The organism is Novosphingobium piscinae, from assembly GCF_014230355.1.
Classification (GTDB): Bacteria; Pseudomonadota; Alphaproteobacteria; order Sphingomonadales; family Sphingomonadaceae; genus Novosphingobium; species Novosphingobium piscinae.
Genome location: NZ_JACLAX010000005.1, coordinates 34,436 through 55,886, shown reverse-complemented (window position 1 = coordinate 55,886; position 21,451 = coordinate 34,436). Strand labels below are relative to the sequence as shown.

At 69.3% G+C, this 21,451-nt stretch carries 20 protein-coding genes; 11 read left to right on the top strand and 9 right to left on the bottom strand.

All coding sequences use genetic code 11. From position 1 onward, the window contains the following. Positions 1-7 precede the first annotated feature (7 nt). Genes H7F53_RS06695 through H7F53_RS06685 form a run of 3 tightly spaced genes read left to right on the top strand, consistent with a single transcriptional unit; the run spans position 8 to position 3,280 of the window. Positions 8-1,081 (top strand): MBL fold metallo-hydrolase, encoded by a 1,074-nt coding sequence (locus tag H7F53_RS06695; RefSeq protein WP_185678717.1) that lies wholly within the window; start codon positions 8-10, stop codon positions 1,079-1,081. Then, on the top strand, positions 1,078-1,932 hold the full coding sequence (locus H7F53_RS06690; RefSeq protein WP_185678716.1) for an alpha/beta hydrolase: 855 nt from the start codon (positions 1,078-1,080) through the stop codon (positions 1,930-1,932). Before H7F53_RS06695 ends, H7F53_RS06690 begins: the two co-directional genes overlap by 4 nt. A 40-nt stretch (positions 1,933-1,972) precedes the next feature. Further along, a complete protein-coding gene (locus H7F53_RS06685; protein WP_185678715.1) occupies positions 1,973-3,280 on the top strand; it encodes a family 1 glycosylhydrolase in 1,308 nt (435 codons plus the stop codon). A 29-nt stretch (positions 3,281-3,309) separates the two neighbouring features. Here H7F53_RS06685 and H7F53_RS06680 read toward each other — a convergent pair whose 3' ends face one another. After that, complete coding sequence (locus H7F53_RS06680; protein WP_185678714.1) at positions 3,310-4,152, bottom strand: helix-turn-helix domain-containing protein; 843 nt, start codon at positions 4,150-4,152, stop codon at positions 3,310-3,312. Between the two features lie 100 nt (positions 4,153-4,252). Between H7F53_RS06680 and pobA the strand changes: the two genes are divergently transcribed. Next, on the top strand, positions 4,253-5,422 hold the full coding sequence (gene pobA, locus H7F53_RS06675) for a 4-hydroxybenzoate 3-monooxygenase (protein WP_185678713.1): 1,170 nt from the start codon (positions 4,253-4,255) through the stop codon (positions 5,420-5,422). 460 nt (positions 5,423-5,882) lie between these two features. On the opposite strand, the gene H7F53_RS06670 is transcribed toward pobA, so the two are convergent. The 3 genes from H7F53_RS06670 to ligK all read right to left on the bottom strand — a co-directional run bounded on the left by H7F53_RS06670 (position 5,883) and on the right by ligK (position 8,712). Beyond that, the gene (locus H7F53_RS06670) at positions 5,883-6,767 is read right to left on the bottom strand and encodes an amidohydrolase family protein (RefSeq protein WP_185678712.1); all 885 of its coding nucleotides are present in this window, start codon (positions 6,765-6,767) and stop codon (positions 5,883-5,885) included. A gap of 110 nt (positions 6,768-6,877) precedes the next feature. Continuing rightward, positions 6,878-7,936 (bottom strand): 4-oxalomesaconate tautomerase, encoded by a 1,059-nt coding sequence (locus H7F53_RS06665; protein ID WP_185678711.1) that lies wholly within the window; start codon positions 7,934-7,936, stop codon positions 6,878-6,880. A 101-nt stretch (positions 7,937-8,037) separates the two neighbouring features. Then, entirely contained in the window at positions 8,038-8,712 is a 675-nt protein-coding gene (gene ligK, locus H7F53_RS06660) for a 4-carboxy-4-hydroxy-2-oxoadipate aldolase/oxaloacetate decarboxylase (RefSeq protein ID WP_185678710.1), read from the bottom strand. A gap of 110 nt (positions 8,713-8,822) precedes the next feature. Here ligK and H7F53_RS06655 point away from each other — a divergent pair, with 110 nt between their 5' ends. Continuing rightward, positions 8,823-9,965, top strand: a complete 1,143-nt coding sequence (locus tag H7F53_RS06655; RefSeq protein WP_185678709.1) for a LysR family transcriptional regulator — start codon at positions 8,823-8,825, stop codon at positions 9,963-9,965. A gap of 31 nt (positions 9,966-9,996) precedes the next feature. Here the strand turns inward: H7F53_RS06655 and H7F53_RS06650 are convergent, their stop codons facing one another. After that, complete coding sequence (locus tag H7F53_RS06650; RefSeq protein ID WP_185678708.1) at positions 9,997-10,836, bottom strand: class III extradiol dioxygenase family protein; 840 nt, start codon at positions 10,834-10,836, stop codon at positions 9,997-9,999. Continuing rightward, positions 10,829-11,236: a protocatechuate 4,5-dioxygenase subunit alpha gene (locus H7F53_RS06645; RefSeq protein ID WP_185678707.1), complete on the bottom strand. Its 408-nt coding sequence runs from the start codon at positions 11,234-11,236 to the stop codon at positions 10,829-10,831. The genes H7F53_RS06650 and H7F53_RS06645 overlap by 8 nt, the downstream gene beginning before the upstream one ends. Before the next feature lie 192 nt (positions 11,237-11,428). On the opposite strand from H7F53_RS06645, the gene H7F53_RS06640 reads away from it, so the two are divergent. The 5 genes from H7F53_RS06640 to H7F53_RS06620 all read left to right on the top strand — a co-directional run bounded on the left by H7F53_RS06640 (position 11,429) and on the right by H7F53_RS06620 (position 15,576). Further along, positions 11,429-12,265 carry a DUF1932 domain-containing protein gene (locus H7F53_RS06640; RefSeq protein WP_185678706.1) on the top strand — a complete coding sequence of 279 codons (837 nt, stop codon included), beginning with the start codon at positions 11,429-11,431 and terminating at the stop codon, positions 12,263-12,265. Continuing rightward, the gene (locus H7F53_RS06635; RefSeq protein WP_185678705.1) at positions 12,262-13,287 is read left to right on the top strand and encodes an amidohydrolase family protein; all 1,026 of its coding nucleotides are present in this window, start codon (positions 12,262-12,264) and stop codon (positions 13,285-13,287) included. Before H7F53_RS06640 ends, H7F53_RS06635 begins: the two co-directional genes overlap by 4 nt. After that, positions 13,284-13,697 carry a protocatechuate 4,5-dioxygenase subunit alpha gene (ligA, locus tag H7F53_RS06630; protein ID WP_185678704.1) on the top strand — a complete coding sequence of 138 codons (414 nt, stop codon included), beginning with the start codon at positions 13,284-13,286 and terminating at the stop codon, positions 13,695-13,697. Before H7F53_RS06635 ends, ligA begins: the two co-directional genes overlap by 4 nt. A gap of 1 nt (position 13,698) precedes the next feature. Next, on the top strand, positions 13,699-14,541 hold the full coding sequence (locus H7F53_RS06625; protein ID WP_185678703.1) for a class III extradiol dioxygenase subunit beta: 843 nt from the start codon (positions 13,699-13,701) through the stop codon (positions 14,539-14,541). A gap of 78 nt (positions 14,542-14,619) precedes the next feature. Then, the gene (locus H7F53_RS06620; RefSeq protein ID WP_185678702.1) at positions 14,620-15,576 is read left to right on the top strand and encodes a Gfo/Idh/MocA family oxidoreductase; all 957 of its coding nucleotides are present in this window, start codon (positions 14,620-14,622) and stop codon (positions 15,574-15,576) included. A 281-nt stretch (positions 15,577-15,857) separates the two neighbouring features. Here the strand turns inward: H7F53_RS06620 and H7F53_RS06615 are convergent, their stop codons facing one another. Beyond that, on the bottom strand, positions 15,858-16,946 hold the full coding sequence (locus H7F53_RS06615) for a YeiH family protein (RefSeq protein ID WP_343061960.1): 1,089 nt from the start codon (positions 16,944-16,946) through the stop codon (positions 15,858-15,860). A gap of 126 nt (positions 16,947-17,072) precedes the next feature. Here H7F53_RS06615 and H7F53_RS06610 point away from each other — a divergent pair, with 126 nt between their 5' ends. Then, positions 17,073-18,302, top strand: a complete 1,230-nt coding sequence (locus tag H7F53_RS06610) for an MFS transporter (RefSeq protein ID WP_185678700.1) — start codon at positions 17,073-17,075, stop codon at positions 18,300-18,302. A 34-nt stretch (positions 18,303-18,336) separates the two neighbouring features. On the opposite strand, the gene H7F53_RS06605 is transcribed toward H7F53_RS06610, so the two are convergent. After that, on the bottom strand, positions 18,337-18,702 hold the full coding sequence (locus H7F53_RS06605) for a bleomycin resistance protein (RefSeq protein WP_185678699.1): 366 nt from the start codon (positions 18,700-18,702) through the stop codon (positions 18,337-18,339). Between the two features lie 172 nt (positions 18,703-18,874). Further along, a complete protein-coding gene (locus tag H7F53_RS06600; RefSeq protein WP_185678698.1) occupies positions 18,875-21,304 on the bottom strand; it encodes a TonB-dependent receptor in 2,430 nt (809 codons plus the stop codon). Between the last annotated feature and the right edge of the window lie 147 nt (positions 21,305-21,451).

The following is a 21,451-nucleotide window of genomic DNA, read 5'->3' as shown; positions in this document are numbered from 1 at the left end:
GGCCGGCATGACGCGGCGACTGGGCCGAGCGCTGATCGGAATTCCGGTGTTGCTGGGGCTGTCGGGGGCTTCTGTGCCGATTGTCGCTGCCCGCAGTATCACGCCTCCCGCGATGACGGAGGGGAACCCCGCTTGTCCGGCCTTGCGCTGGACCACACTCGGCACCGCCGGTGGTCCTGTCGCGACGCCCGAGCGGGCCCAACCTGCCAATCTCCTCGAGGCCGATGGTGGATACTATCTCGTCGACAGTGGTGACGGGGCCGCTAACCAGCTTGCGCGAGCTGGGTTGAATCTGGGCTCGATCCGCGGTGTCTTCATCAGCCACCATCATCACGATCACACGGGCGGGCTCTCGGCCGTGATCGGTCTGCGCTGGATGAACCAGTTTCCCGGCGTCCTGACGATCTATGGCCCGCCCGGAACCCGGGCAATGGTCGATGGCATCGTCGCGGCGCTCGAACCTCAGGCGCGGGTCGGCTTCGGACTGGGTCAGGCGGACCGGCCACCGGCTGCGTCGGTCGCGGTGATTGAGTTGCGCGGCGGGAGCGCGCTGACCCTTGGCGGGCTCAAGGTCGATGTCGCGGCGAACAGCCACTTCGACCATCCCGGTCCGGTCGAGGCCGATCCGCCGCAGTCGCTGAGCCTGCGCTTTTCGCTCGGAGCGCGGTCAATCACGTACACCGGTGATACCGGCCCGAGTCCAGCCGTCGCGTCGCTGGCCCGCGAGACCGATATGCTGGTGAGCGAGGTCATCGACCTGGAGCGGATCGTCAGCGACATCCGACAGCATCGCCCTGATGCTTCCCCGCAGATGATGGACCAGATGGAGCAGCATCTTTCGGCCCATCACCTCAAGCCGGCCGACGTTGGCTCGATGGCGCAGGCTGCGGGCGTGCGGCATCTCGTGCTTACGCATTTCGCCGTGCCCGGAGCCCTGGTGGACTCGGCTGCCAATCTGCGGGCGGGGGTGCGCCAGTCGTATTCCGGGCCGCTTGATCTTGCGCGGGACCTCGCGAGCTATGATGTCGGCTGCCGCCGTACGAGCGACGCCAGACCCCCATCCCGGGGGGCTGAACGATGACGTCGCACAGCCACGCTGAGGCCATTCGGCAACTGGGCCGGGGTCTTGGCCCGGACGTGCTCGAGCGGTGCCGTGCGCTCTACGCTCCCGAGCAGGAGCCTCTGGCTGCCCGCGTGCCGGTGCGGTCGGCGGACTGCGCCTACGGGTCCGATCCGCGCCACCGCCTCGATCTCTATGGCGGGGACAGACGCGGCGATCCTGTCCCGGTGGTGCTGTTCGTCCACGGCGGAGGCTTCCTCAAGGGTGACAAGGCGGCGGATGGCTGGCCCAATGCGGCGGTCGGGCGCTGGGCCGCCGAGCAGGGCTGGCTGGGGGCGGTGATGAACTACCGGCTGGCGCCCGAGCATGTCTGGCCGGCGGGCGGCGAGGACGTGCTGGCCGCGCTCGACTGGCTGGCCGCCCACGCCGCCGAATGGGGCGGCGATGCGCGGCGGATCGTGGTGCTCGGTACCTCGGCCGGGGCGGTGCATGCCGCCGCGGCGATGCAGCTGCGGCCCGATCTGGCCGTGCGCGGGCTGGTGCTGCTCTCCGGGCTCTATGGCTACACCCCGCCCGATCCGCGCGACCTGCTCTATTACGGCGCGGCCGAGCTCTATCCCGCGCGCATGCCGCGCGCCGCGGTCGAGGCCACCGCGCTGCCGCTGCTGCTGGCCTGTGCCGAGTTCGACCCGCCGCGCTTCCAGGCCGAGTTCCTTGGCCTGATGCAGGCCCGGCTGGACCGCCATGGCAGCCTGCCGCGGACCCACTTCGCCAGTGGCCACAACCACTACACCATGGCCATGCACCTTGGCACGGCGGACCGCCGCCTCGCCGAAGAGGTGGCCGGCTTTGTCGCGCAGTGCTGCGCCTGAGCCCCCCGGCCGCCAGGTCCCCCACTCCGGAGAACCCCCGATGATCGATCGCCGTCAGCTACTTGCCGCCAGCGCCGCTCTGGCCGCCACGCCAGCCCTGGGCGCTGCCCCGAAGCCGGGCCGGGCGGCCTTTCCCAAGGGGTTCCTGTGGGGCGCGGCGACGGCCCCGCACCAGATCGAGGGCAACAACACCACCTCGGACCTGTGGTATCTCGAACACCAGCAGCCGACGATCTTCGCCGAGCCGTCCGGCGATGCCGCCAACAGCTTCCTGCTGTGGGAGCGCGATCTCGACCTGGCCCGGGCGATCGGGCTCAACACCTATCGCTTCGGGGTCGAATGGGCCCGGATCGAGCCGGTCAAGGGCGCGTTCTCGCAGGCCATGCTCGATCACTACCGGGCGATGGTGGACGGCTGTCTGGCCCGCGGCCTGACCCCGGTGGTCACCTATAGCCACTTCAGCGCGCCGCTGTGGTTCAGCGCGCAGGGCGGCTGGACCAGTCCCGAGAGCGCCGACCTGTTCGGCCGTTTTGCCGAGCGCGTAACCCGCGCGATCGGGGATCGCATCCACGCCGCAATCACCCTGAACGAGCCCAACATCCTGATCCTGCTCAAGTCGCTGTTGCCCCCGCCGGTGTGGGACATCCAGCGGCTGACCACCGAGACCGCCGCACGGCGGCTGGGCGTGCCCCGCTTCGTCTGCGGCAACGTCGCGGCGCTGTCCGACCTGCCCGAACTGCAGCGCGGCATGCTGGCCGGGCACCGCGCTGCCAGGGCAGCGATCAAGGCCGTGGCGCCGCGGCTCCCGGTGGGCGTGTCGCTGGCGATGTTCGACGATCAGGCCGCCGGCGACGTCGCGGTCCGCGACCGCATGCGCGGCGAGCTCTATGGCGACTGGCTCGCCGCGGCGCGGTCGGACGACTTCATCGGGGTGCAGAACTACGAGCGGGCGGTGTGGGGCAGCGAGGGGCGCCTGCCGCCGCCACCGGGCGCGACGCTGAACTGGAGCGGGGCCGAGGTGTATGCCCCCTCGCTGGCCGGCGCCGTGCGCTATGCCCATGCCGCCACCGGGGTTCCGGTGCTGGTGTCCGAGCACGGGGTCGGCACCCCGGACGATAGCGTGCGTGCCACGTTCATCCCCGCGGCGCTGCGCGATCTGCGCCAGGCGATGGCCGAGGGCGTGCCGGTGCTGGGCTATTGCCACTGGTCGCTGATCGACAACTTCGAGTGGATCTCGGGCTTCAAGCCCAAGTTCGGCCTGGCCAGCGTCGACCGGCAGACCTTCGTCCGCACCCCCAAGCCCAGCGCCGCGGTGCTGGGCCGCATCGCCCGGGCCAACGCGGTCTAGCCTTTGCTCGGGTTCCCCCGCAACCGACCCTAACCGGGCGCGCTGCGTTCGGCGGTCGGGCGCCGGCCGGTCATGCGCAGGTAGAAGCGCGAGAAGTACGACGTGTCGGCGAAGCCCAGTTCCCCCGCGACCTGCGTCACGCTGGCATTGGTGTAGCGCAGCAGCCGCTGCGCCTCGGCGGCGAGGCGGCGATGGATCGCCTCGAGCGGGGTGCAGCCGAGCTGGCGCAGGCACAGCCGGTGGAGCGTGCGCGGGGTCATGCCCAGCGCCGCGGCATAGAATTCCACCGGGCGATGACCGGCAAGGTGGGTCTCGACCAGCTCGCGGAACCGGCTGAGCCGCCGGTCCTCGGCGGTGGGCGGGGCCGGGGCGGGCGGCAGCGAGCGCAGCAGGGCCTCGGCCAGGGCATGGACCAGCCCGCGATCGGGCAGATCCTGCCCCAGCGCCAGCAGCTCGCCCGCCAGCAGCGCGATCCGCGCGGCGGCCTCGTCCGGCAGGGCCCCGGCTCCGCCCTCGGCGAGCAGCCGGCCGAGCGGATCGCGCGGCCCGGCGGTGCGGGCGCGGAAGGCCTGGCCCAGCGTCAGCACCCAGCCGTGGGTCGCCGGCGCGAAACGGAAGCCGTGCACCGCCCCGACCGGAATGGTGACATGGCACGGCCCGGCAAGGTCCAGACTGCGCCCGTCGAGCGCCACCGCGACATGCCCCGAGGCAACGATTAGTACCTGCGCCGAGCGATGGTGCCGATGCGGGGCGATTTCCCAGTCGTGAAGGGAACTGCGCGCCTCGATCGTCTCGATATGCACGAAATCATCGGCCTCAGCCGGGCCGGATTCGCCATAGAGGGCATAGGCTGGGATCGCTTTTGCAGGCATGGTGGATGTCCGGAAAGTACCAACGAATGACGGGTGCATGCCTTCCTCCCGAAGGCCCGCCGTGTCAAGCAGGCGTCAAGAGGACATGGGAGACGCCACAGTGAAAACGCAGGTTGCCATTATCGGCGCCGGCCCCGCCGGATTGATGCTCGGTCATCTCCTCCGCGCCGAGGGGATCGATTGCCTGGTCATCGAACGGCAGGCGCCCGACTATGTGCTGTCGCGGATCCGCGCCGGGGTGCTCGAACAGGTCACCGTCGGGATCATGGCGCGGCTCGGGCTCGATGCCCGGCTGCGGCGCGAGGGGCTGGTCGAGGCGGGCTTCAACCTGGCCGATGGCGAACGGCTGATCCGCATCGACGTGCAGGATCTGACCGGCCAGACCGTGGTGGTTTACGGCCAGACCGAGATCCAGCGCGACCTGATGGACGCCGCGCCGGAGCGCGGGCTCGAGGTGGTGTGGGAGGCAGCCGACGTGGCGCTCCACGATATCGAGGGCGACACGCCGCGCGTCACCTACACCAAGGACGGCACCAACCACGAGGTCAGCGCCCGCTTCATCGTCGGCTGCGACGGCTACCACGGCCCATCGCGCCAGGCGATCCCTGCCACCGTGGGGCGCAGCTTCGAGCGGGTCTATCCGTTCGGCTGGCTCGGCATTCTGGCGGACGTGCCGCCGTGCCACGACGAGCTGATCTATGCCAACCACGAGCGCGGCTTCGCGCTCGCCTCGATGCGCAGCCACACCCGCAGCCGCTACTACGTCGACGTGCCGCTGACCGAGAAGGTCGAGGACTGGTCCGACGCGCGGATCTGGGACGAGCTGGCGGTGCGCCTCGGCCCCGAGGCGGCGGCGAACATGACGCGCGGCCCCTCGATCGAGAAGTCGATCGCCCCGCTGCGCTCCTTCGTGTTCGAACCGATGCGCCACGGCAGCCTGCTGCTGTGCGGCGATGCCGCGCACATCGTCCCGCCGACCGGGGCCAAGGGCCTGAACCTCGCCGCCAGCGACGTGCACTATGCCGCCGAGGCGCTGGTGGGCTGGTTCAAGCGCCACGATGCCGATGCCGTGGCGGGCTATTCCGACAAGGCGCTGGCCCGGGTGTGGAAGTCCGAGCGGTTCAGCTGGTCGTTGACCAAGCTGATGCACCGCTTCCCCGAGGACGGCCCGTTCGAGCGCCGCATGCAGGTGGCCGAGCTGGACTACATCGCCACCAGCCGCGCGGCGCAGCAGGGGATCGCGGAGAACTATGTGGGACTGCCGGTTTAGGGCGACGTGATTTCCACGAACTTCTCCAAGTTCACCCGTATGCGCACTGCAAAGTCGCAGAAGAGCGCTGCCAAAGTCTCACGACGCAAAGAGCCGCGCGGAGTGTGGCAGGGCTTGGCCAGGTAGGAAAGTCTGGCTGGCGCAGCGGGGCGCTGCGGCGGGCTGCCATGGTGCGGCGCGATGATGGCTATTCTGCCCCCGAGACCTCTTGGTCATCCTGAACTTGTTTCAGGATCCATCGGGCCTTGGGAACGGTTTTCGATCTCAAGCGTGACCCATGCCGCCTTGCCGCGGCGGGCTTCACGCCTGGCGTGGAATGGATCCTGAAACGAGTTCAGGATGACCAAACAGGGGATGTTTGGTCACCGCTGATTCCCGTCAAGCCGGATGTGCCGGAGTCCTCAGAAATCCGAACATGAGCCCTTACCCGGCCAAATCATCGGCCGCCCCCCAGTCCCCCTCAATCCGCCCAGTACAGCCGCATCGGATTGTCGACCAGCAGCTTGCGCTGCAGCTCGGCCGTGGGCGCGATGCGGGGGATCATGTCGACCAGGTGCCCGTCGTCGGGGATCTCGGTGTCCATGTTGGGGTGCGGCCAGTCGGTGCCCCACAGGCAGCGGTCGGGATAGTCGGCGACCAGCGGCGCCACGGCGCTGGCGAAGGCGTCCCACGGATCGCCCGCGCCGCCCTCCTTGATCGCGTCGAGCCGGTCGGGGCAGGTGGCCTTGAACCAGATATCCGGGCGGCTGTTCAGCAGGGCGCGGAAGGCTGTCATGTCGGGTCCGTCGGGGCCCTGGCGCACGTCAGGGCGGCCCATGTGGTCGATCACCAGCGGCACCGGGATCGCGTCCATGAACGGGCGCAGCTCGTCCAGGATATCGGCCTCGAAATAGATCACCACGTGCCAGCCGGCGGGCAGGCGGCTGGCGACCTCGAGGAACTTGTCCTTGGGCGCATCGTCAACCAGCCGCTTGAGGAAGTTGAAGCGGATGCCGCGGATCCCCCCCGCATGGAGCGCGGCCAGTTCGGTTTCGCTGATCGCCGGATCGACCACGGCGACCCCGCGGGCCAGACCATTGGACCTGGCGATGGCATCGAGCGTCGCGGCATTGTCGGTGCCATGGCAGCTGGCCTGGACGATCACGTTGCGGGCAAAGCCCAGGTGATCGCGCAGCGCGAACAGCATGTCCGGCCCGGCATCCTCGGGCAGGTACTTGGCCTTGGCGCTGAACGGGAACTGCGCCATCGGCCCGAACACGTGGCAGTGCGCGTCGACCGCGCCCGGGGGCGGGGTGAAGGTGGGCTTGCTCGGGCTGGCGTGCCAGGAGGTGATGCGGTCGGTCATGGGGGCTCCCGTTGTGCGCGGGCTTTGACAAGCTCAGCCCGAGCGGGTCTCGTTCAGTTTATCGACCCCGACCCGCTCAGCCTGAGCTTGTCGAAGGTTAGGCAGAGGCATCAGCCGAACACCACCCCGTCCATCAGCTTGCGCGCGGTGCGCAGCAGGGCGGCGCTGACCACCGCGCCAGCGTCATCGACCTCCAGCACGCAGCTCATCTCGCCGGTGGGGTGTTCGACCGACAGCGTCTTGCGCGGTCCCTCGGGCACGACCGCCACCTCCGCCGCGGGCGAGCCCGGGATCAGGCAGGCGGTGGCCACCGAGACCGCGCCGAGCACGCCGATCGTGGCATGGGCGCGGTGCGGAATGAACGAACGCACGCAGACCGCACCGCCGGCGCGGGGCGGGGCGACCAGCATCATCTTGGGCACGGACTTCTCGCGCACGTCGCCCAGGTTCATCCGTTCGCCCACGGCCAGCCGGATCGCCTCGATCGTGGCCTTGAGCCCGGTATTGGCATCCAGCCAGTCGCGGTCCTCATAGCCGGTGATGCCCACGTCGGCCGCCTTCATCACCACGCAGGGCATGCCGTTGTCGATCAGGGTGACGGGCACGCCGTTGACCACGTCGACCGCGTTGCCGCTGGGCAGCAGCGCCCCGCACGACGAGCCGGCGGTATCGCGGAACTCGGTGGGGATCGGCGCGTGGGTGCCGGGTACGCCATCGATCGCGGCCTCGCCGGCATAGCTCACCACGCCGCCGGGCGTCCGCACCGTGGCGACCGCGACCTGGCCGGTGTTCTCCATGAAGATCGCCACGCGCGTTTCGTCCCCGGTGGCCGCAACCAGCCCGCGCTCGATCGCGAAGGGGCCGACGCCCGCGAGGATGTTGCCGCAGTTCTGCGCGTCGGTGACGATCGCCTGATCGACGAAGACCTGCAGGAACAGATAATCGACGTCGATCCCAGGGCGGGCGGACTTGCTGACCACGGCAACCTTGCTGGTCAGCGGATCGGCGCCGCCCATGCCATCGATCTGGCGGGGGTCGGGGCTGCCCATTACCCGCAGCAGGAAGGCATCGCGCACGGCGGGATCGGCGGGCAGGTCATCCCGCAGGAAGTAGCCGCCCTTCGACGTGCCACCGCGCATCCACATGCAGGGGGCGGAAAAACCGGTCATCCTAGCTCCGTTCGGGTCGAGCGTCGTCGAGACACGTTGCGCGCGGCGTCTCGACTACGCTCGACGCGAACGGGGATGGGGAACGGACAGCGGCCGCTCCCCTACACATACTTCAGCCCCATCTCGGCCAGCCGCTCGCGCATCTTGTACATGTCGAGCCCCAGTTCGCCGGCAGCGAGGCGGGCGCGCTTCTCGCCCTCGTTGGCCTCGCGGGCCTGGGCCGCCTTCAGGACGGCCTCGGCCTGGGCGCGCGGGACCACGCAGACGCCGTCATCGTCGGCCACGATCACGTCGCCGGGGTTCACCAGGGCATTGGCGCAGACCACCGGCACGTTGACGCTGCCGAGCGTGTTCTTGACCGTGCCCTGGGCATAGACCGCCTTGGACCAGACCGGGAACTGCATCTCGGTCAGGTCGCGCACGTCGCGCACCCCGGCGTCGATCACCAGCCCGCGGCAGCCGCGGGCCTGGGCGCTGGTGGCGAGCAGATCGCCGAAGTAGCCGTCCTCGCACGGGCTGGTCGGGGCGAGCAGCAGGATGTCGCCGGGCTGGAGCTGTTCGATCGCGACATGGACCATCCAGTTGTCGCCCGGCGGGGCGCTGATCGTCACGGCCGACCCGGCCACGCGCGCGCCGGTGTAGATCGGCCGCATGTAGGAGGCGAGCAGGCCGGTGCGGCCCTGCGCCTCGTGCACGGTGGCGACGCCGCAGGCGGCGAGCGCGTCGATCACCTCGATCGGTGCGCGTTCGATGGACTGGACTACGATCCCGCTCATGCCTGGGTCTCTCCGCTGGTGGTCTGGCAGGCGGTACCATGGTCGCCCCGCCGGGCACGGGGAAGGTGGAACACTGGCGCGGCGATTAGTTTTTGCTAAGCGTAGGACCGATGGACCTCTGGGAACTCAACCTGCGGCACCTCGCGGCGCTGGCGCGCATCGCCGATCTCGGCACGATGAGCGCCGCTGCCCAGGCGGTCAACCTGACCCAGCCGGCGCTGACCCAGGCGCTCGCCCGGATCGAGGCCGAGCTGGGCCTGCCGCTGTTCGAACGCCGGCACGACGGGATGGTGCCGACCCCCGCCGCCGATCTCCTGATTCCGCGCGTGCGCGCGGCCCAGGTGCACATTCCCGGCCCGCATGTGACGATGTCGCGGATGCGGGCGCTGCTCGCGCTGGCCGACCATGGCAGCTATAACGCGGCCGCCCTGCGCACCGGGCTGTCGCTGCCCTCGCTGCACCGGGCGATCGGCGATCTCGCACTGTCGCTGCGCCGCAAGCTGGTCGACCGGCGCGGCAAGAGCGTGGTCCTGACCGAGGCCGGCGCGGCACTGGCCCGCGCCTTCCGCCTGGCCCGGGTCGAGCTCGAGGCCGGGCTGGCCGAGATCGCCGCGCTGAACGGGCACGAGACCCGCCGGATCGTGGTCGGCGCCATGCCGCTGTCGCGCGCCAAGGTGCTGCCCGCGGCCGTGGCGCGGTTCCTGCGGCGCCATCCGCTGGTGCGGATCTCGATTGTGGAAGGATCCCGCAGCGAGCTGGTCGAGCCGCTGCGCAACGGCGCGATCGACCTGATGGTCGGCGCGCTGCGCGAGCCCCTGCTCGAGCCCGACCTGGCGCAGGAGCCGCTGTTCCACGATCGGCCCGCGATCATCGCGCGCAAGGGGCATCCGCTTGAGGGCACGACCCCGGATCTGGCGCGGCTGGCGGCCTTTTCCTGGGTCATCGCCGGCGATGGCGCGCCGCTGCGCGAGAGCTGGGCGCAGCTGTTCCGCGCGGCCGGACTGGCGCCGCCGCCGGTGCCGATCGAATCGGGCTCGGTAATGACCATCCGGCAACTGCTGATCGACAGCGACCTGCTCACCCTGCTCTCGCCCGATCAGGTCGCGGTCGAGCTCGAGGCGGGCTGGCTGGTCACGCTGGGCGAGGCGCCGCCCGGCCATGGCCGGACGATCGGCATGACCACCCGCGCCTCCTGGCGGCCCACCGCGGTCCAGGCCGAGTTCCTCGACGATCTGCGCGCGGTGGCGGGCTAGCGCCTGACCCGTCCCGCCGGTCACGCCCTCCTCAGACCGGTTCGAGCACCAGCGTCGCCGCCGCCGTGTTCGAGATCGGCAGGTGGTAGTTGCGGTGGATCTCGACCGCCGCCGGGCCAAGTGCCCCCCGGGCGGCGATCCAGTTGAGCACTTCCACCCCCTGCGTTCCGGCCAGCCGGACGATCTCCTCGATCGAATGGCGGGTCAGGGCATCGGGGTCGGCGGCGAGGTTATCGAGGCAGAAGCGGTCGTAGTCGGGGTTCATGAACCCCGCGCGTTCGCCATCGAGCTGGTGCGACAGGCCGCCGGTCCCGATCACCACGATCCGCTCGTTGCCGGGCCAGCTGGCCAGGGCGCGGTGGACCGAGCGGCCGAGCGCCAGGCAGCGCCGGGCCGAGGGCAGGGGGTGCTGCACCGTGTTGATCCCGATCGGGACCAGCCTGACCGGCCACTCCGCCGCATCGGGATAGGCCAGCTCGAAGGGGATCGAGATGGCATGATCGACCAGCATCGCCTGGCAGGTCACCGGGTCGAACTCGTCCGCGACCAGCTGTTCGATCACGTGCCAGCTCAGCGCCGGGTGTCCGGCGAAGGACTTGTAGAGCGGCAGGCCCCAGCCTTCGTCGGCATTGCGGTATTCGGCCGCCGCACCGACCGCGAAGGTCGGCATCTTGTCGAGGAAGAAGTTCAGCCCGTGGTCGTTCGAGAACACCACGGCGACGTCGGGGCGCATCGCCTCGAGCCATTCGCGGACCGGCGGGAAGCCGTCGAAGAACGGCTTCCAGTAGGGCGTCTCCTGGTCGCCGCGGTGGATCGCGCCGCCGATCCCGGGGACGTGGCTGGTGAAGTAGGCGCCGACGAGCTCAGCCATGACGGGCCTCCGCGACCGATTGTTCATAAGACTGCCCGCGCCCCTGGGCGAGCAGCATGGCCTTGAACCCCTCGACCGGGAGGCCGGTCTGCAAGGCGCCGATATCCTGCACGCCCAGCCCGAGGATGCCGGCCAGCTTGGCGAGGTAGTAGATGTTGCCCCCGGCCGCGATCATGCCGAGCACGTCGCGCTCGGCGACGGCCTTACGCTGGGCCGGGGTGAGCGAGAAGCGGGCGCAGTAGGCGTCCTCGTCGGCGGCGAAGGCCTCGCGGTTTGCGCGCTCGTTGAAGGAGAAGCACATTGCGTTGAGCTGATAGCCCTTCTGCGCGGCCGAGCCGTCGAACAGCACCGTGCCGGGGATCGACGCGGTGGGCGGAGGGGCGGTGAGGGTATCGGGCATCGGCGGCTCCCATGCGTTTGTGCTGCAAGGGTGCCGCAGTCCGCGCCGGTTTCCTTGACCTGGATCAATCCCGCCATCCCGGGCCGCCGATCCGCCGCAGGATCGACCACTTCGATAGTCAAATAGCCTGAGCTTATGGGGCGCCGCGGTTTTCGATTTGCGGACGGGCGGGGCAGCGGACAAGTCAGGCCGATGCAGTCCACCCTTGCCCTGATCGGCTTCGGCGAAGCCGGTGCGACCTTTGCCGGCTCCGCCGGCTGGGGCCCGGCGGCGCGGGCCTGGGACCTGGCGGCCGAGCGCCGCGCCGCGGCTGCCGCCGCCGGGCTGACGCCGGCCGGCTCGGCCGAAGAGGCCCTGGCTGCGGCCCCGCTCGTGCTGTCGCTGGTCACCGCCGATCAGGCCCTCCCTGCCGCCACGGCCTATGCCCCGGCGCTGGCTCCCGGGGCGCTGTGGTGCGACATGAATTCGGTGGCCCCCGGGACCAAGCGCGCCGCAGCGGCCGCGGTCACGGCGGCGGGGGGGCGCTATGTCGACGTGGCCGTGCTCGCGCCGGTCGATCCGGCGCGGCTGGCGGTGCCGCTGCTGCTCGCCGGCGAGGCGGCGGACGCGGCCGCGGCAGCGCTGGCGGCGGCCGGCTTCACCCGGATCCGGGTGGTCGGCGCGGAGATCGGCCGGGCCAGCGCGATCAAGATGATCCGCTCGGTCATGGTCAAGGGGATCGAGGCGCTGACCGCCGAGATGATGCAGGCCGCCGCGGCCGCCGGGGTCGCCGACGAGGTGCTCGCCTCGCTTGACGCCAGCGACAAGGCGCAGCCGTGGCAGGACCGCGCGGCCTACAACATCGAGCGGATGGTCACCCACGGCGCGCGGCGCGCGGCCGAGATGGCCGAATCCGCGCGCACGCTGCGCGAACTCGGCATCGCGCCGGCCATGACCGAGGGCACCGTGCGGCGCCAGGCCGAAATGGCCGGACGGACCGACCTGCTGCTGCCGGGCAGCGCAAGAACCACGAAGGGAGCGAGGGCGTGAGCCTGATCATCGACTGCCATGGCCACTACACCGTGCTGCCCAAGGCCCACGACGAATGGCGCGAGGCCCAGAAGGCGGCGTTCAAGGCGGGGACGCCCTGTCCGCCCTATCCCGAGATCTCCGACGACGTGATCCGCGAGACGATCGAGGCCAACCAGCTGCGCCTGCTCAAGGAGCGCGGCGCCGACATGACGATCTTCTCGCCCCGGGCCAGCGCCATGGCCCCGCACGTCGGCGACCAGAGCGTCGCGGTGACGTGGGCGCAGGTCTGCAACGACCTGATCGCCCGGGTGGTCGGGCTCTATCCCGAAACCTTCGCCGGGGTCTGCATGCTGCCGCAGTCGCCCGAGGCCGACATGACCAGCTCGATCGCCGAGCTGAAGCGCTGCGTCGAGCAGCTCGGCTTCATCGGCTGCAACCTCAACCCCGATCCGGGCGGCGGGCACTTCAGGCACCCGCCGCTGACCGACCCGTTCTGGTTCCCGTTCTACGAGGCGATGTGCGAGCTTGACGTGCCCGCGATGATCCACGTCTCGGGCAGCTGCAACCCGGCGATGCATGCGACCGGGGGCTACTACATCGCGGCCGACACGATCGCCTTCATGCAGCTGCTGGAAGGCGATCTGTTCAGCCGTTTCCCGACCCTGCGCTTCATCATCCCGCACGGCGGCGGGGCGGTGCCCTATCACTGGGGCCGCTACCGCGGGCTGGCCGACATGCTGAAGAAGCCCGACCTGCAGACCCACCTGATGAACAACGTGTTCTTCGATACCTGCGTCTACCACCAGCCCGGGATCGACCTGCTGGCCGACGTGATCGACAACAAGAACATCCTGTTCGGCAGCGAGATGGTCGGCGCGGTGCGCGGGATCGACCCGACCACCGGCTTCTACTTCGACGACACCAAGCGCTACATCGACGCGCTCGACATCACCGAGGCCGAGCGGCACGCGATCTTCGAGGGCAATGCCCGCCGCGTCTTCCCGCGTCTGGACGCCAAGCTGAAGGAGAGGGGCCTGTGAGCGATCCCCGCCAAGACATCCACGCCTATCTCGCCGAGTTCGACGATATCCCGGGCACGCGGGTCTTCACCGCGGCGCGGGCGCGCAAGGGGTACTGGATCAACCAGTTCGCGATGAGCCTGATGAAGCCCGCCAACCGCGATCGCTTCAAGGCCGACGAGCGCGCCTACCTCGATGAATGGTCGATCTCCGAGGAGGCCAAAGAGGCCGTCCTTGCCCGCGATTACAATCGCCTGCTCGATCTGGGCGGAAACGTTTATTTCCTCTCCAAGCTGTTCTCCACCGACGGGATCAGCTTTGCCGAGGCGGTCTCGACCATGACCGACATGACCTTTCCGGAATACCGCGAGATGATGATGCGGGGCGGCCGTTCGCCCGAGGGCAACCGCTCGATCAAAGGGAACTACTGAGATGGCCAAGATCGTTGCCGGCGTGGGCTCGAGCCACGTGCCCCTGCTGGGTGTCGCGGTCGATCAGGGCAAGTGGCAGGACGACTACTTCGGCCCGATCTTCCAGGGCTACGAGTGGACGCGCCAGTGGGAGGCGGAGACCAAGCCCGACGTGGTGATCCTGGTCTACAACGACCATGCCTCGGCCTTCGATGCCAATATCATCCCGACCTTCGCGATCGGTTGCGGCGAGCGCTACAAGTCGGCCGACGAGGGCTGGGGGCCGCGGCCGGTGCCCGACGTGGAAGGCCATGCCGACCTTGCCTGGCACATTGCCCAGAGCCTGATCCTTGACGATTTCGACATGACCATCATCAACGAGATGGATGTCGACCACGGGCTGACCGTGCCGCTGTCGATGATGTTCGGCCAGCCCGAGAAGTGGCCGGTCAAGGTCGTGCCGCTGGCGGTCAACGTGGTCACCTATCCGGTGCCCTCGGGCAACCGCTGCTGGGCGCTGGGCGAGGCGATCGCGCGCGCGGTGGCCAGCTTCCCCGAGGACCTCAAGGTGCAGATCTGGGGTACCGGCGGGATGAGCCACCAGCTGCAGGGTCCGCGCGCCGGCCTGCTCAACCGCGAATGGGACAACCGCTTCCTCGACATGCTCGAGGCGGACAACGACGACGTGCGCCACATCCCCCACATCGAATACCTGCGCGAGACCGGCAGCGAGGGCATCGAGATGGTGATGTGGCTGATCATGCGCGGCGCGCTGGGCAAGACGGTCAGGCGGCTCAACCGGCATTACCACATTCCCTGTTCCAACACCGCCATCGGGCACATCGTGCTCGAACCGGCGGACTGACACCGTTCCACCCTGCCGGTCCCGTGGCATGCCGCGGGGCCGGCCTTTTTTGGCTTCCATCAGAACAAGGACCCGACCATGCGCATCGCTCTGGCTGGTGCCGGCGCCTTCGGCGAAAAGCACCTCGACGGCCTCAAGAACATTCCGGGGGTCGAGATCGTCTCGATCATCAGCCGCACGGCCGAGCAGGCCGCCGCGGTGGCCGCCAAGTACGGTGCCAGGCACAGCTCGACCGAGTTGGAGGACGCGCTGGCCCGCGACGACGTCGATGCGGTGATCCTCTGCACCCCCACCCAGATGCACGCGGTCCAGGCGATCGCCTGCATGGACGCGGGCAAGCACGTGCAGGTGGAGATCCCGCTGTCCGACAGCTGGGCCGATGCCGAGGCCGTGGTGGCCAAGCAGCAGGAGACCGGGCTGGTCTGCATGGTCGGCCATACCCGCCGCTTCAACCCTTCGCACCAGTACGTGCACAACAAGATCGTCGCGGGCGAGTTCGCGGTCCAGCAGATGGACGTGCAGACCTACTTCTTCCGCCGCAAGAATATGAACGCCAAGGGTGAGCCGCGGAGCTGGACCGATCACCTGCTGTGGCACCACGCCGCCCACACGATCGACCTGTTCGCCTACCAGTCGGGTCGCATCGTGACCGCCAACGCGATCCAGGGGCCGAAGCACCCGGAACTGGGCATCGCCATGGACATGTCGATCCAGCTCAAGGCCGAGACCGGGGCGATCTGCACGCTCTCGCTGTCGTTCAACAACGATGGCCCGCTGGGCACGTTCTTCCGCTACATCGGCGATACCGGGACCTACATCGCCCGCTACGACGATCTGGTGAACGGCAAGGAAGAGCCGATCGACGTGTCCCGGGTCGATGTCAGCATGAACGGCATTGAGCTGCAGGACCGCGAGTTCGTCGCCGCGATCCGCGAGGGCCGCGAGCCGAACAGCTCGGTCGGCAAGGTGCTCGACTGCTACCGCGTGATCGGTGAGCTGGCCGAAAGCCTCAAGGCGCAGGACGGCTGGTCGTAGGCCGGGCGGCATTCCGGGCGCGCCCGGAATGCCGGTTCTCGCAGGGGGGGCTGGTGGGGCACTCTGTCCGGCTTCCCGGTCACTGACCCCGCCTTCGTTGTCGCCCCGGACTTGATCCGGGGCAGGGCTTGCTTCCGCTTGGCCCATCCCCGGGCAAGGTCAAGCCCGTCCCGGGTCAGGCCCGTCCCGGGTCAAGCCCGTCCCGGGTCAAGCCCGGGATGACGAGAGAGTGTGGCTGAGCGAGCCTGTGGTTGCGCAAAGCATGCCTCTGGCGGGACGCCTTAGAGCAGCAGTAGCGCCACCCCCAGCGAGGCGATGAAGCTCACCACTGTGGCGGCCAGCACCGGGATCGCCGGGCGCAGGCCGGTCTGCATCAGCAGGTCGAGCCGGCTGCGCATGGCCGTGGCGATCACCGCGATCAGCAGCAGCCCCTTGGACAGGGCCAGGGCATTGCTGCCCAGCACCGGCGGCACCGGCACCAGCGAGTTGACCAGCACCACGGCGAAGAACGCGGTGATGAACCAGGGTAGCGCCAGCCGCCGCCAGAGCGTGCGCCGGGCGCCGGAATCGGGTTCGCCGATCGCCAGGCCGGTGATCACCACCACCGGGGCGAGGAGGGCCACGCGCGAGAGCTTGACGATCGTCGCATAACTGCCCGCTGGCTCCGAAAAGGCATAGCCGCCGCCGATCGCCTGCGCGACGTCATGGATCGAGGCGCCGATCAGGAATCCGGCCTGCTGGTGCGACAGCTGCAGGTAGCCGGCCAGGATCGGATAGAGCGACATGGCGACGGCGCTGGCCAGCGACACCCCGACGAGGGTGATCGCGAACTGGGTCTGGGGCAGTCGCTCGCGCCCGATGATCCCGTAGAGCGCCATGGCCGCGCTTGCCCCGCAGATCGCCGTGGCGCCGCCGGCGAGGATTCCGGTATAGCTGGACTGGCCGGCGAGACGGGCGGCGATCACCCCGGCGAAGAAGGTCAGCGCCATGACGCCGACCAGCCCGGCGAAGGGTTCGGGGCCGAGCGAGCCGATCTGGCCGAAGGTGACCTGGAAGCCCAGCAGCACCACGCCCAGCCGCAGGCAGGTGCGCGAGGCGAAATCGAGCCCGCGGTGGCTGCGCGGCTCGCGCGCCACGAAGCTCATCGACAGGCCGATCAGCAGCCCCAGCAGGATGATCGGGAAGTGATAGTGCTCGGCCAGCCAGGCCGCGGCGCCGGCGGCAATCGCGCAGATGGTCAGACCGGGCAGGATCGAATCGCGCGGCGCATCGGGCGCGCGCGGCGCGGGGGCCTGCTCGGCCAGGTGCAGCTCGCCGAACAGGTCGGCGGCCGAGGGCAGCGAATCCCAGTCAATCTCCTGACGTGCCACGGCCGTCCAATGCTCCCGCTGTCCGCGGTTTCTGTCCCACGGTGTCATGCCCTCTTCCCTTAAGCTGCCAAGTGGCTAGTCTGCAAGGCGCAAGCGCTGCCGCGAGCGCAGCGAGGGAGAGCCGAGATGACCAGTAGCCAGGCCAACGGAGTGATGCGCGGGGCCGCGCTGGGGCTGGTGGCGCTGCTGTTCCTGGGCAATGCGCTCAACTATGTCGACCGGCAGGTGCTGGCGCTGCTCAAGCCCACGCTCGAGGCCGAGTTCGGCTGGACCGATGGCGACTATGCCCACCTCGGTTCGTCGTTCCAGTTCGCCGCCGCCGGGGTGCTGCTGTTCGTCGGCTGGTTCGTCGACCGGCTCGGCGTGCGCGTTGCCTATGCCATCGCCGTGACGGTGTGGAGCATGGCCGGGATGGGCCATGCCCTGGCCCAGACGGTGCAGCAGTTCGTGGCGGCGCGGATCGTGCTGGCGGCGGGCGAATCCGTCAGCACCCCGGCCGGGCTCAAGGCCGCTGCGCTCTATCTCCCGGCGGGTGAGCGCAACCTCGCGATCGGGCTGATCAACACCGCGCCCAACATCGGCGCGATCCTCACCCCGCTGCTGATCCCGCCCTTCGCGCTGGCGTTCGGCTGGAAGGCCGCCTTCGTGGTGACCGGCGCGCTCGGCTTCCTCTGGCTGGCCGGCTGGCTGGCGGTGACGCGCCAGCTGAAGGTGATCGGCAACGTGCCTGAACGCGCCCCGGTAGCCTGGGGCGAGCTCCTGTCCGACCGGCGCAGTTGGGCGGTGATCGGGGCCAAGTTCTGCACCGATGCGGTCTGGTGGTTCGTCCTGTTCTGGATGCCCGATTTCTTCAACCGGCAGTTCGCCATGGGGCAGGGCCGGCTGGGCTGGCCGATCGCGATCATCTTCACCCTCGCGGCGCTGGGAGCCCTGACCTCGGGGGCGCTGTTCCCGCTGCTGCGCGCCCGCGGGTTCAGCGTCAATGCCGCCCGCAAGAGCTCGATGCTGTTCTATGCCCTGGTCGTGCTGGCCATGCCGTTGGCGCTGGTGACCGCCAACCCGTGGCTCGCCGCCGTGCTGATCGGCCTCGGCCTGTTCGCCCATCAGGGCTTTTCCACCAACATTTTCGGCATGACCGCCGATATCGTGCCCGGCACCCGCGTGGCGACGGTGATCGCCATGGGCGCGCTGGCCGGCAACCTGTCGGGTGCGGGGATCATCGAACTGGCGGCCTGGTCGCTCGAGAACGCCTATGGCTATGTGCCGATGTTCGCGATCTGCGGCAGCGCCTATCTGGCCGCGCTGGCGGTGATCCACCTGCTGGTCCCGCGGCTGGTCCCCGCCGTGGCCGATTGACCGCCCGGGCGGTGCGGCGGCGGTTGCGCCGCGGTCAGGCCTCTTCCTGAACCAGCCGCAGCAGGCTGCCGTCGGGATCGATCAGCGCGCCGACCAGGCCGCCCCAGGGCTCGCGCCGCGGGGCATGGGTGCGCGGCCAGCCGGTGCGCGCCTCCGGCACGCCGCTGGCCAGGATCAGGGCATGGAACGCGGCCACATCGTCCAGGCGCAGGCAGCAGCTGAAGGCGCTCTGCGCCGGATCCAGACCGGGATAGGGGAAGAACTCCAGGACCAGTCCGCCGCGCTCGAGGATCATCCAGCCCGGATCGCGGTAGGATTCGCTGAAGCCCAGGCGGGCATAGAACGCCAGGGTCGCCGCGAAATCGCGCGAAGGCAGGTTGGGGGTGGCATGATCGGTCATCGGCAAGCGGCCTCCGCGCGGCACTGTGCCGCGTTTTTGCGGCGCGGGCCAGAGCGCGGCGGCTGCCCCGGAGGCGCGCTCTGGCCCGCGCCGGCGGGAAAACAGGGAACCCCGCCACCTTGCGGTGACGGGGTTCCGGGGCGACCCGAAGCTTGCGCCCGGGCTAGGGGGGTCAGAAGTTCACGCGGCCGATGATGCCCCAGTAGCGGTCGGCATCGCGCGGGATCTGGTAGCGGTAGGCGCCGCTCGGTCCGCCGGTGCTGATCGCCGCGATGTAGCTCTGGTCGAACAGGTTGCGCACCACCAGGCTGAGCTTGAACTTGTCCTCGGCGTCCACCACCGAGATCCCGGCGTTGACGATGCCGTAGGCGCCGATCGAGGTGGCGTTGCGGATCACCGGATCGGGGGTGAGGAACAGGCTCTGGCTCGACTGGTAGGTGCCCTGGAGGTTCAGGGCGATGTCGATCGGACCGCCCAGGCGGATGCGGTAGTCGGCATTGACGCTGCCCTTGAACTTCGGCGCGAAGGGCAGGGTGGTGCCATTGGCGACGATGTCGTTGGGGGTGCGCACCGGCGGCGGGTTGAACTGGTCGATCTGGGCGTCGGTGAAGGCCGCGCCACCGCTGATCGTCAGATCGCGCGAGGGACGGTAGGCCAGGTCGAATTCGACGCCGCGGGTCGAGACCGTGCCGGCGTTGGTGAAGCGGGCAATGGTGTTGGTCACCCCGTTGATCACCAGCGTATCCGGGTTGTTGGCCTGGAAGTTGTGGTACTTGGCATAGAACCCGGCGATGTTCAGCGTCAGCGCGCCGCCCAGCAGAGTGTTCTTCAGGCCGATCTCGAAGGCATCCGAGGTTTCCGGCTCCAGCGCCTTCAGCCCGGTCGGCTGGAGGTTGAAGAACAGGTTGAACGCCGGCCCCTTGTAGCCGCGGGTGTAGGTGGCATAGCTCATCACCTGGTCGCTGACGTCGAACTGCAGGCCGGCCCGGCCCGACACGTTGTTGGCCGTCGTGCCCGTGGTCAGCGGGACGCCGTTCGTGGCCGAGGCGGCCGCCGTCTGCGCGGCGCCAGGCGCCAGGCCTGCGGCGATCCCGTTCAGGTAGGCGTTCCACACACCGGCATCGAACGGCGGGTTGGAGGCCAGATTGCCGGCGCTGGTGATGCGGATGAACTTCTCGTCCAGCCGGTCGTGGGTATAGCGCAGGCCGCCGATCAGGCGGAAGCGCGCCGAGACGTTCATGGTCGCCTGGGCGAAGAAGGCCATGTTCTTCGCGGCATTCGAGTAGGTCGCCTGGCCGAAGGCATTGACCGACGGTGCGGCAAGGCTGCTGCTGCACGGGGTCAGCACCCCGGTGGGCAGCGTGGCCCCGACGGCCGCGTTGCAGATCACGTTGTCGCGGCGGAAGACCCGCTCGGTGAAGGTGTAGGCGTAATAGGCGCCCGCGACATAGTCGATGAACTGGCCGCCCGGCGAGGCGATGCGCAGCTCCTGACTGAAGCTCCAGCCGGTCTGCGGTCCGGTGTCATGCAGCTGCGGGACACCGATGTAGGCCTGCGGATAGAAGTCGCCGTCGCGGATCTCGTTGTTGGCGAAGTTGCGATAGGCGGTGATCGAGGTCAGCGTGTGATCGCCGATCCCGGCATCGAGCTGGCCGGAGAAGCCATAGCCGGTCTCGATCGTGCGGGTCACCAGGTTCTGGTTGATCGTGCGGCTGTCGGCCCCGCGCAGCGTGGGCAGGACCGTCTGGATCAGCGCCAGGTTGGTGGTGTTGACCGCGCCCGGCGTGCTCGAGGTCGCGCCGAACAGCGGCGGCCCACCGATCACGTCGGCGCAGCAATCATCGTCGTTCTTGTGGTAGTCGCCGATCAGCGTGAACTTGGCGTTCTCGCCCAGATCGGCCTGCAGGATCGAGCGGATGCCCCAGTGCTCGAAGCCATTGACGCGCCGATTCACGTTCGGGGCAACGTTGAAGATGTTGCCGTCGTACTTGTTGTAGAACAGCGTCGTGCGCGTGCGCACGGTGGGGCTGATCGGCAGGTCGACCGAGCCGCGGGCGCGGAACTCGTTGCCGTTGCCGCCGAAGTAGGCCGCCTCGGCATTGCCGCCGACCGTGTCGCCCGGCATGACCGAGACGATATTGATCACGCCCGCGCTCGCGTTGCGGCCGAACAGCGTGCCCTGCGGGCCGCGCAGCACTTCGAGCCGGGCAACGTCGGCCAGGTCGCTGAAGGCTTCGGCCGCCCGGCTGAGCACCACGCCGTCGAGCACGGTGGAGACCGAGGGCTCGACCGCGATCGAGAACGAGGTGGTGCCGAGCCCGCGCAGGAACAGCGTCTGGTTGAGCGAGGTGCCCGCCTTCACGAAGTTGAGCGAGGGGACCAGCGCGGTGGCGCCTTCCAGGCTCGAGCGCGAGGCATTGGCGACCGCATCGCCCGACAGGACCGACACGGCAACCGGCACGTCCTGCAGCCGCTCGGTGCGGAGCTGGGCGGTCACGACGATCTCGGCGCCGATCTGTTCATCGGCCGGAGCCTGCTGCGCGAGTGCCGGGGTGGCCGCCATGGCCAGGCTGGCGACAGTGCTGAAAAGCATGAATTTCATAGGTTTCCTCCCACTCCAGTCCGGCAGGCCGGTCCCTGTGTGTGCGGGCGACCTACCGTGGCTTGATCCGCAGGGCAAAGAACCAGCGGTGCCACTTGTAGTCCTTGAAATGCTTTGGGCAGGCCGATATGTCAAGCGGTGTCATAC

Excerpts from the sequence above, each read along its gene's own strand:
- H7F53_RS06665 (WP_185678711.1), bottom strand. The coding sequence starts at position 7,936 with ATGACCGGTTTTTCCGCCCCCTGCATGTGGATGCGCGGTGGCACGTCG.
- ligK (WP_185678710.1), bottom strand. The coding sequence starts at position 8,712 with ATGAGCGGGATCGTAGTCCAGTCCATCGAACGCGCACCGATCGAGGTG.
- H7F53_RS06610 (WP_185678700.1), top strand. The coding sequence starts at position 17,073 with ATGACCAGTAGCCAGGCCAACGGAGTGATGCGCGGGGCCGCGCTGGGG.
- H7F53_RS06645 (WP_185678707.1), bottom strand. The coding sequence starts at position 11,236 with ATGCCCGATACCCTCACCGCCCCTCCGCCCACCGCGTCGATCCCCGGC.
- H7F53_RS06620 (WP_185678702.1), top strand. The coding sequence starts at position 14,620 with ATGCGCATCGCTCTGGCTGGTGCCGGCGCCTTCGGCGAAAAGCACCTC.
- H7F53_RS06680 (WP_185678714.1), bottom strand. The coding sequence starts at position 4,152 with ATGCCTGCAAAAGCGATCCCAGCCTATGCCCTCTATGGCGAATCCGGC.
- H7F53_RS06695 (WP_185678717.1), top strand. The coding sequence starts at position 8 with ATGACGCGGCGACTGGGCCGAGCGCTGATCGGAATTCCGGTGTTGCTG.
- H7F53_RS06655 (WP_185678709.1), top strand. The coding sequence starts at position 8,823 with ATGGACCTCTGGGAACTCAACCTGCGGCACCTCGCGGCGCTGGCGCGC.
- H7F53_RS06650 (WP_185678708.1), bottom strand. The coding sequence starts at position 10,836 with ATGGCTGAGCTCGTCGGCGCCTACTTCACCAGCCACGTCCCCGGGATC.
- H7F53_RS06690 (WP_185678716.1), top strand. The coding sequence starts at position 1,078 with ATGACGTCGCACAGCCACGCTGAGGCCATTCGGCAACTGGGCCGGGGT.
- H7F53_RS06685 (WP_185678715.1), top strand. The coding sequence starts at position 1,973 with ATGATCGATCGCCGTCAGCTACTTGCCGCCAGCGCCGCTCTGGCCGCC.
- H7F53_RS06625 (WP_185678703.1), top strand. The coding sequence starts at position 13,699 with ATGGCCAAGATCGTTGCCGGCGTGGGCTCGAGCCACGTGCCCCTGCTG.
- H7F53_RS06605 (WP_185678699.1), bottom strand. The coding sequence starts at position 18,702 with ATGACCGATCATGCCACCCCCAACCTGCCTTCGCGCGATTTCGCGGCG.
- H7F53_RS06640 (WP_185678706.1), top strand. The coding sequence starts at position 11,429 with ATGCAGTCCACCCTTGCCCTGATCGGCTTCGGCGAAGCCGGTGCGACC.
- H7F53_RS06600 (WP_185678698.1), bottom strand. The coding sequence starts at position 21,304 with ATGAAATTCATGCTTTTCAGCACTGTCGCCAGCCTGGCCATGGCGGCC.
- H7F53_RS06670 (WP_185678712.1), bottom strand. The coding sequence starts at position 6,767 with ATGACCGACCGCATCACCTCCTGGCACGCCAGCCCGAGCAAGCCCACC.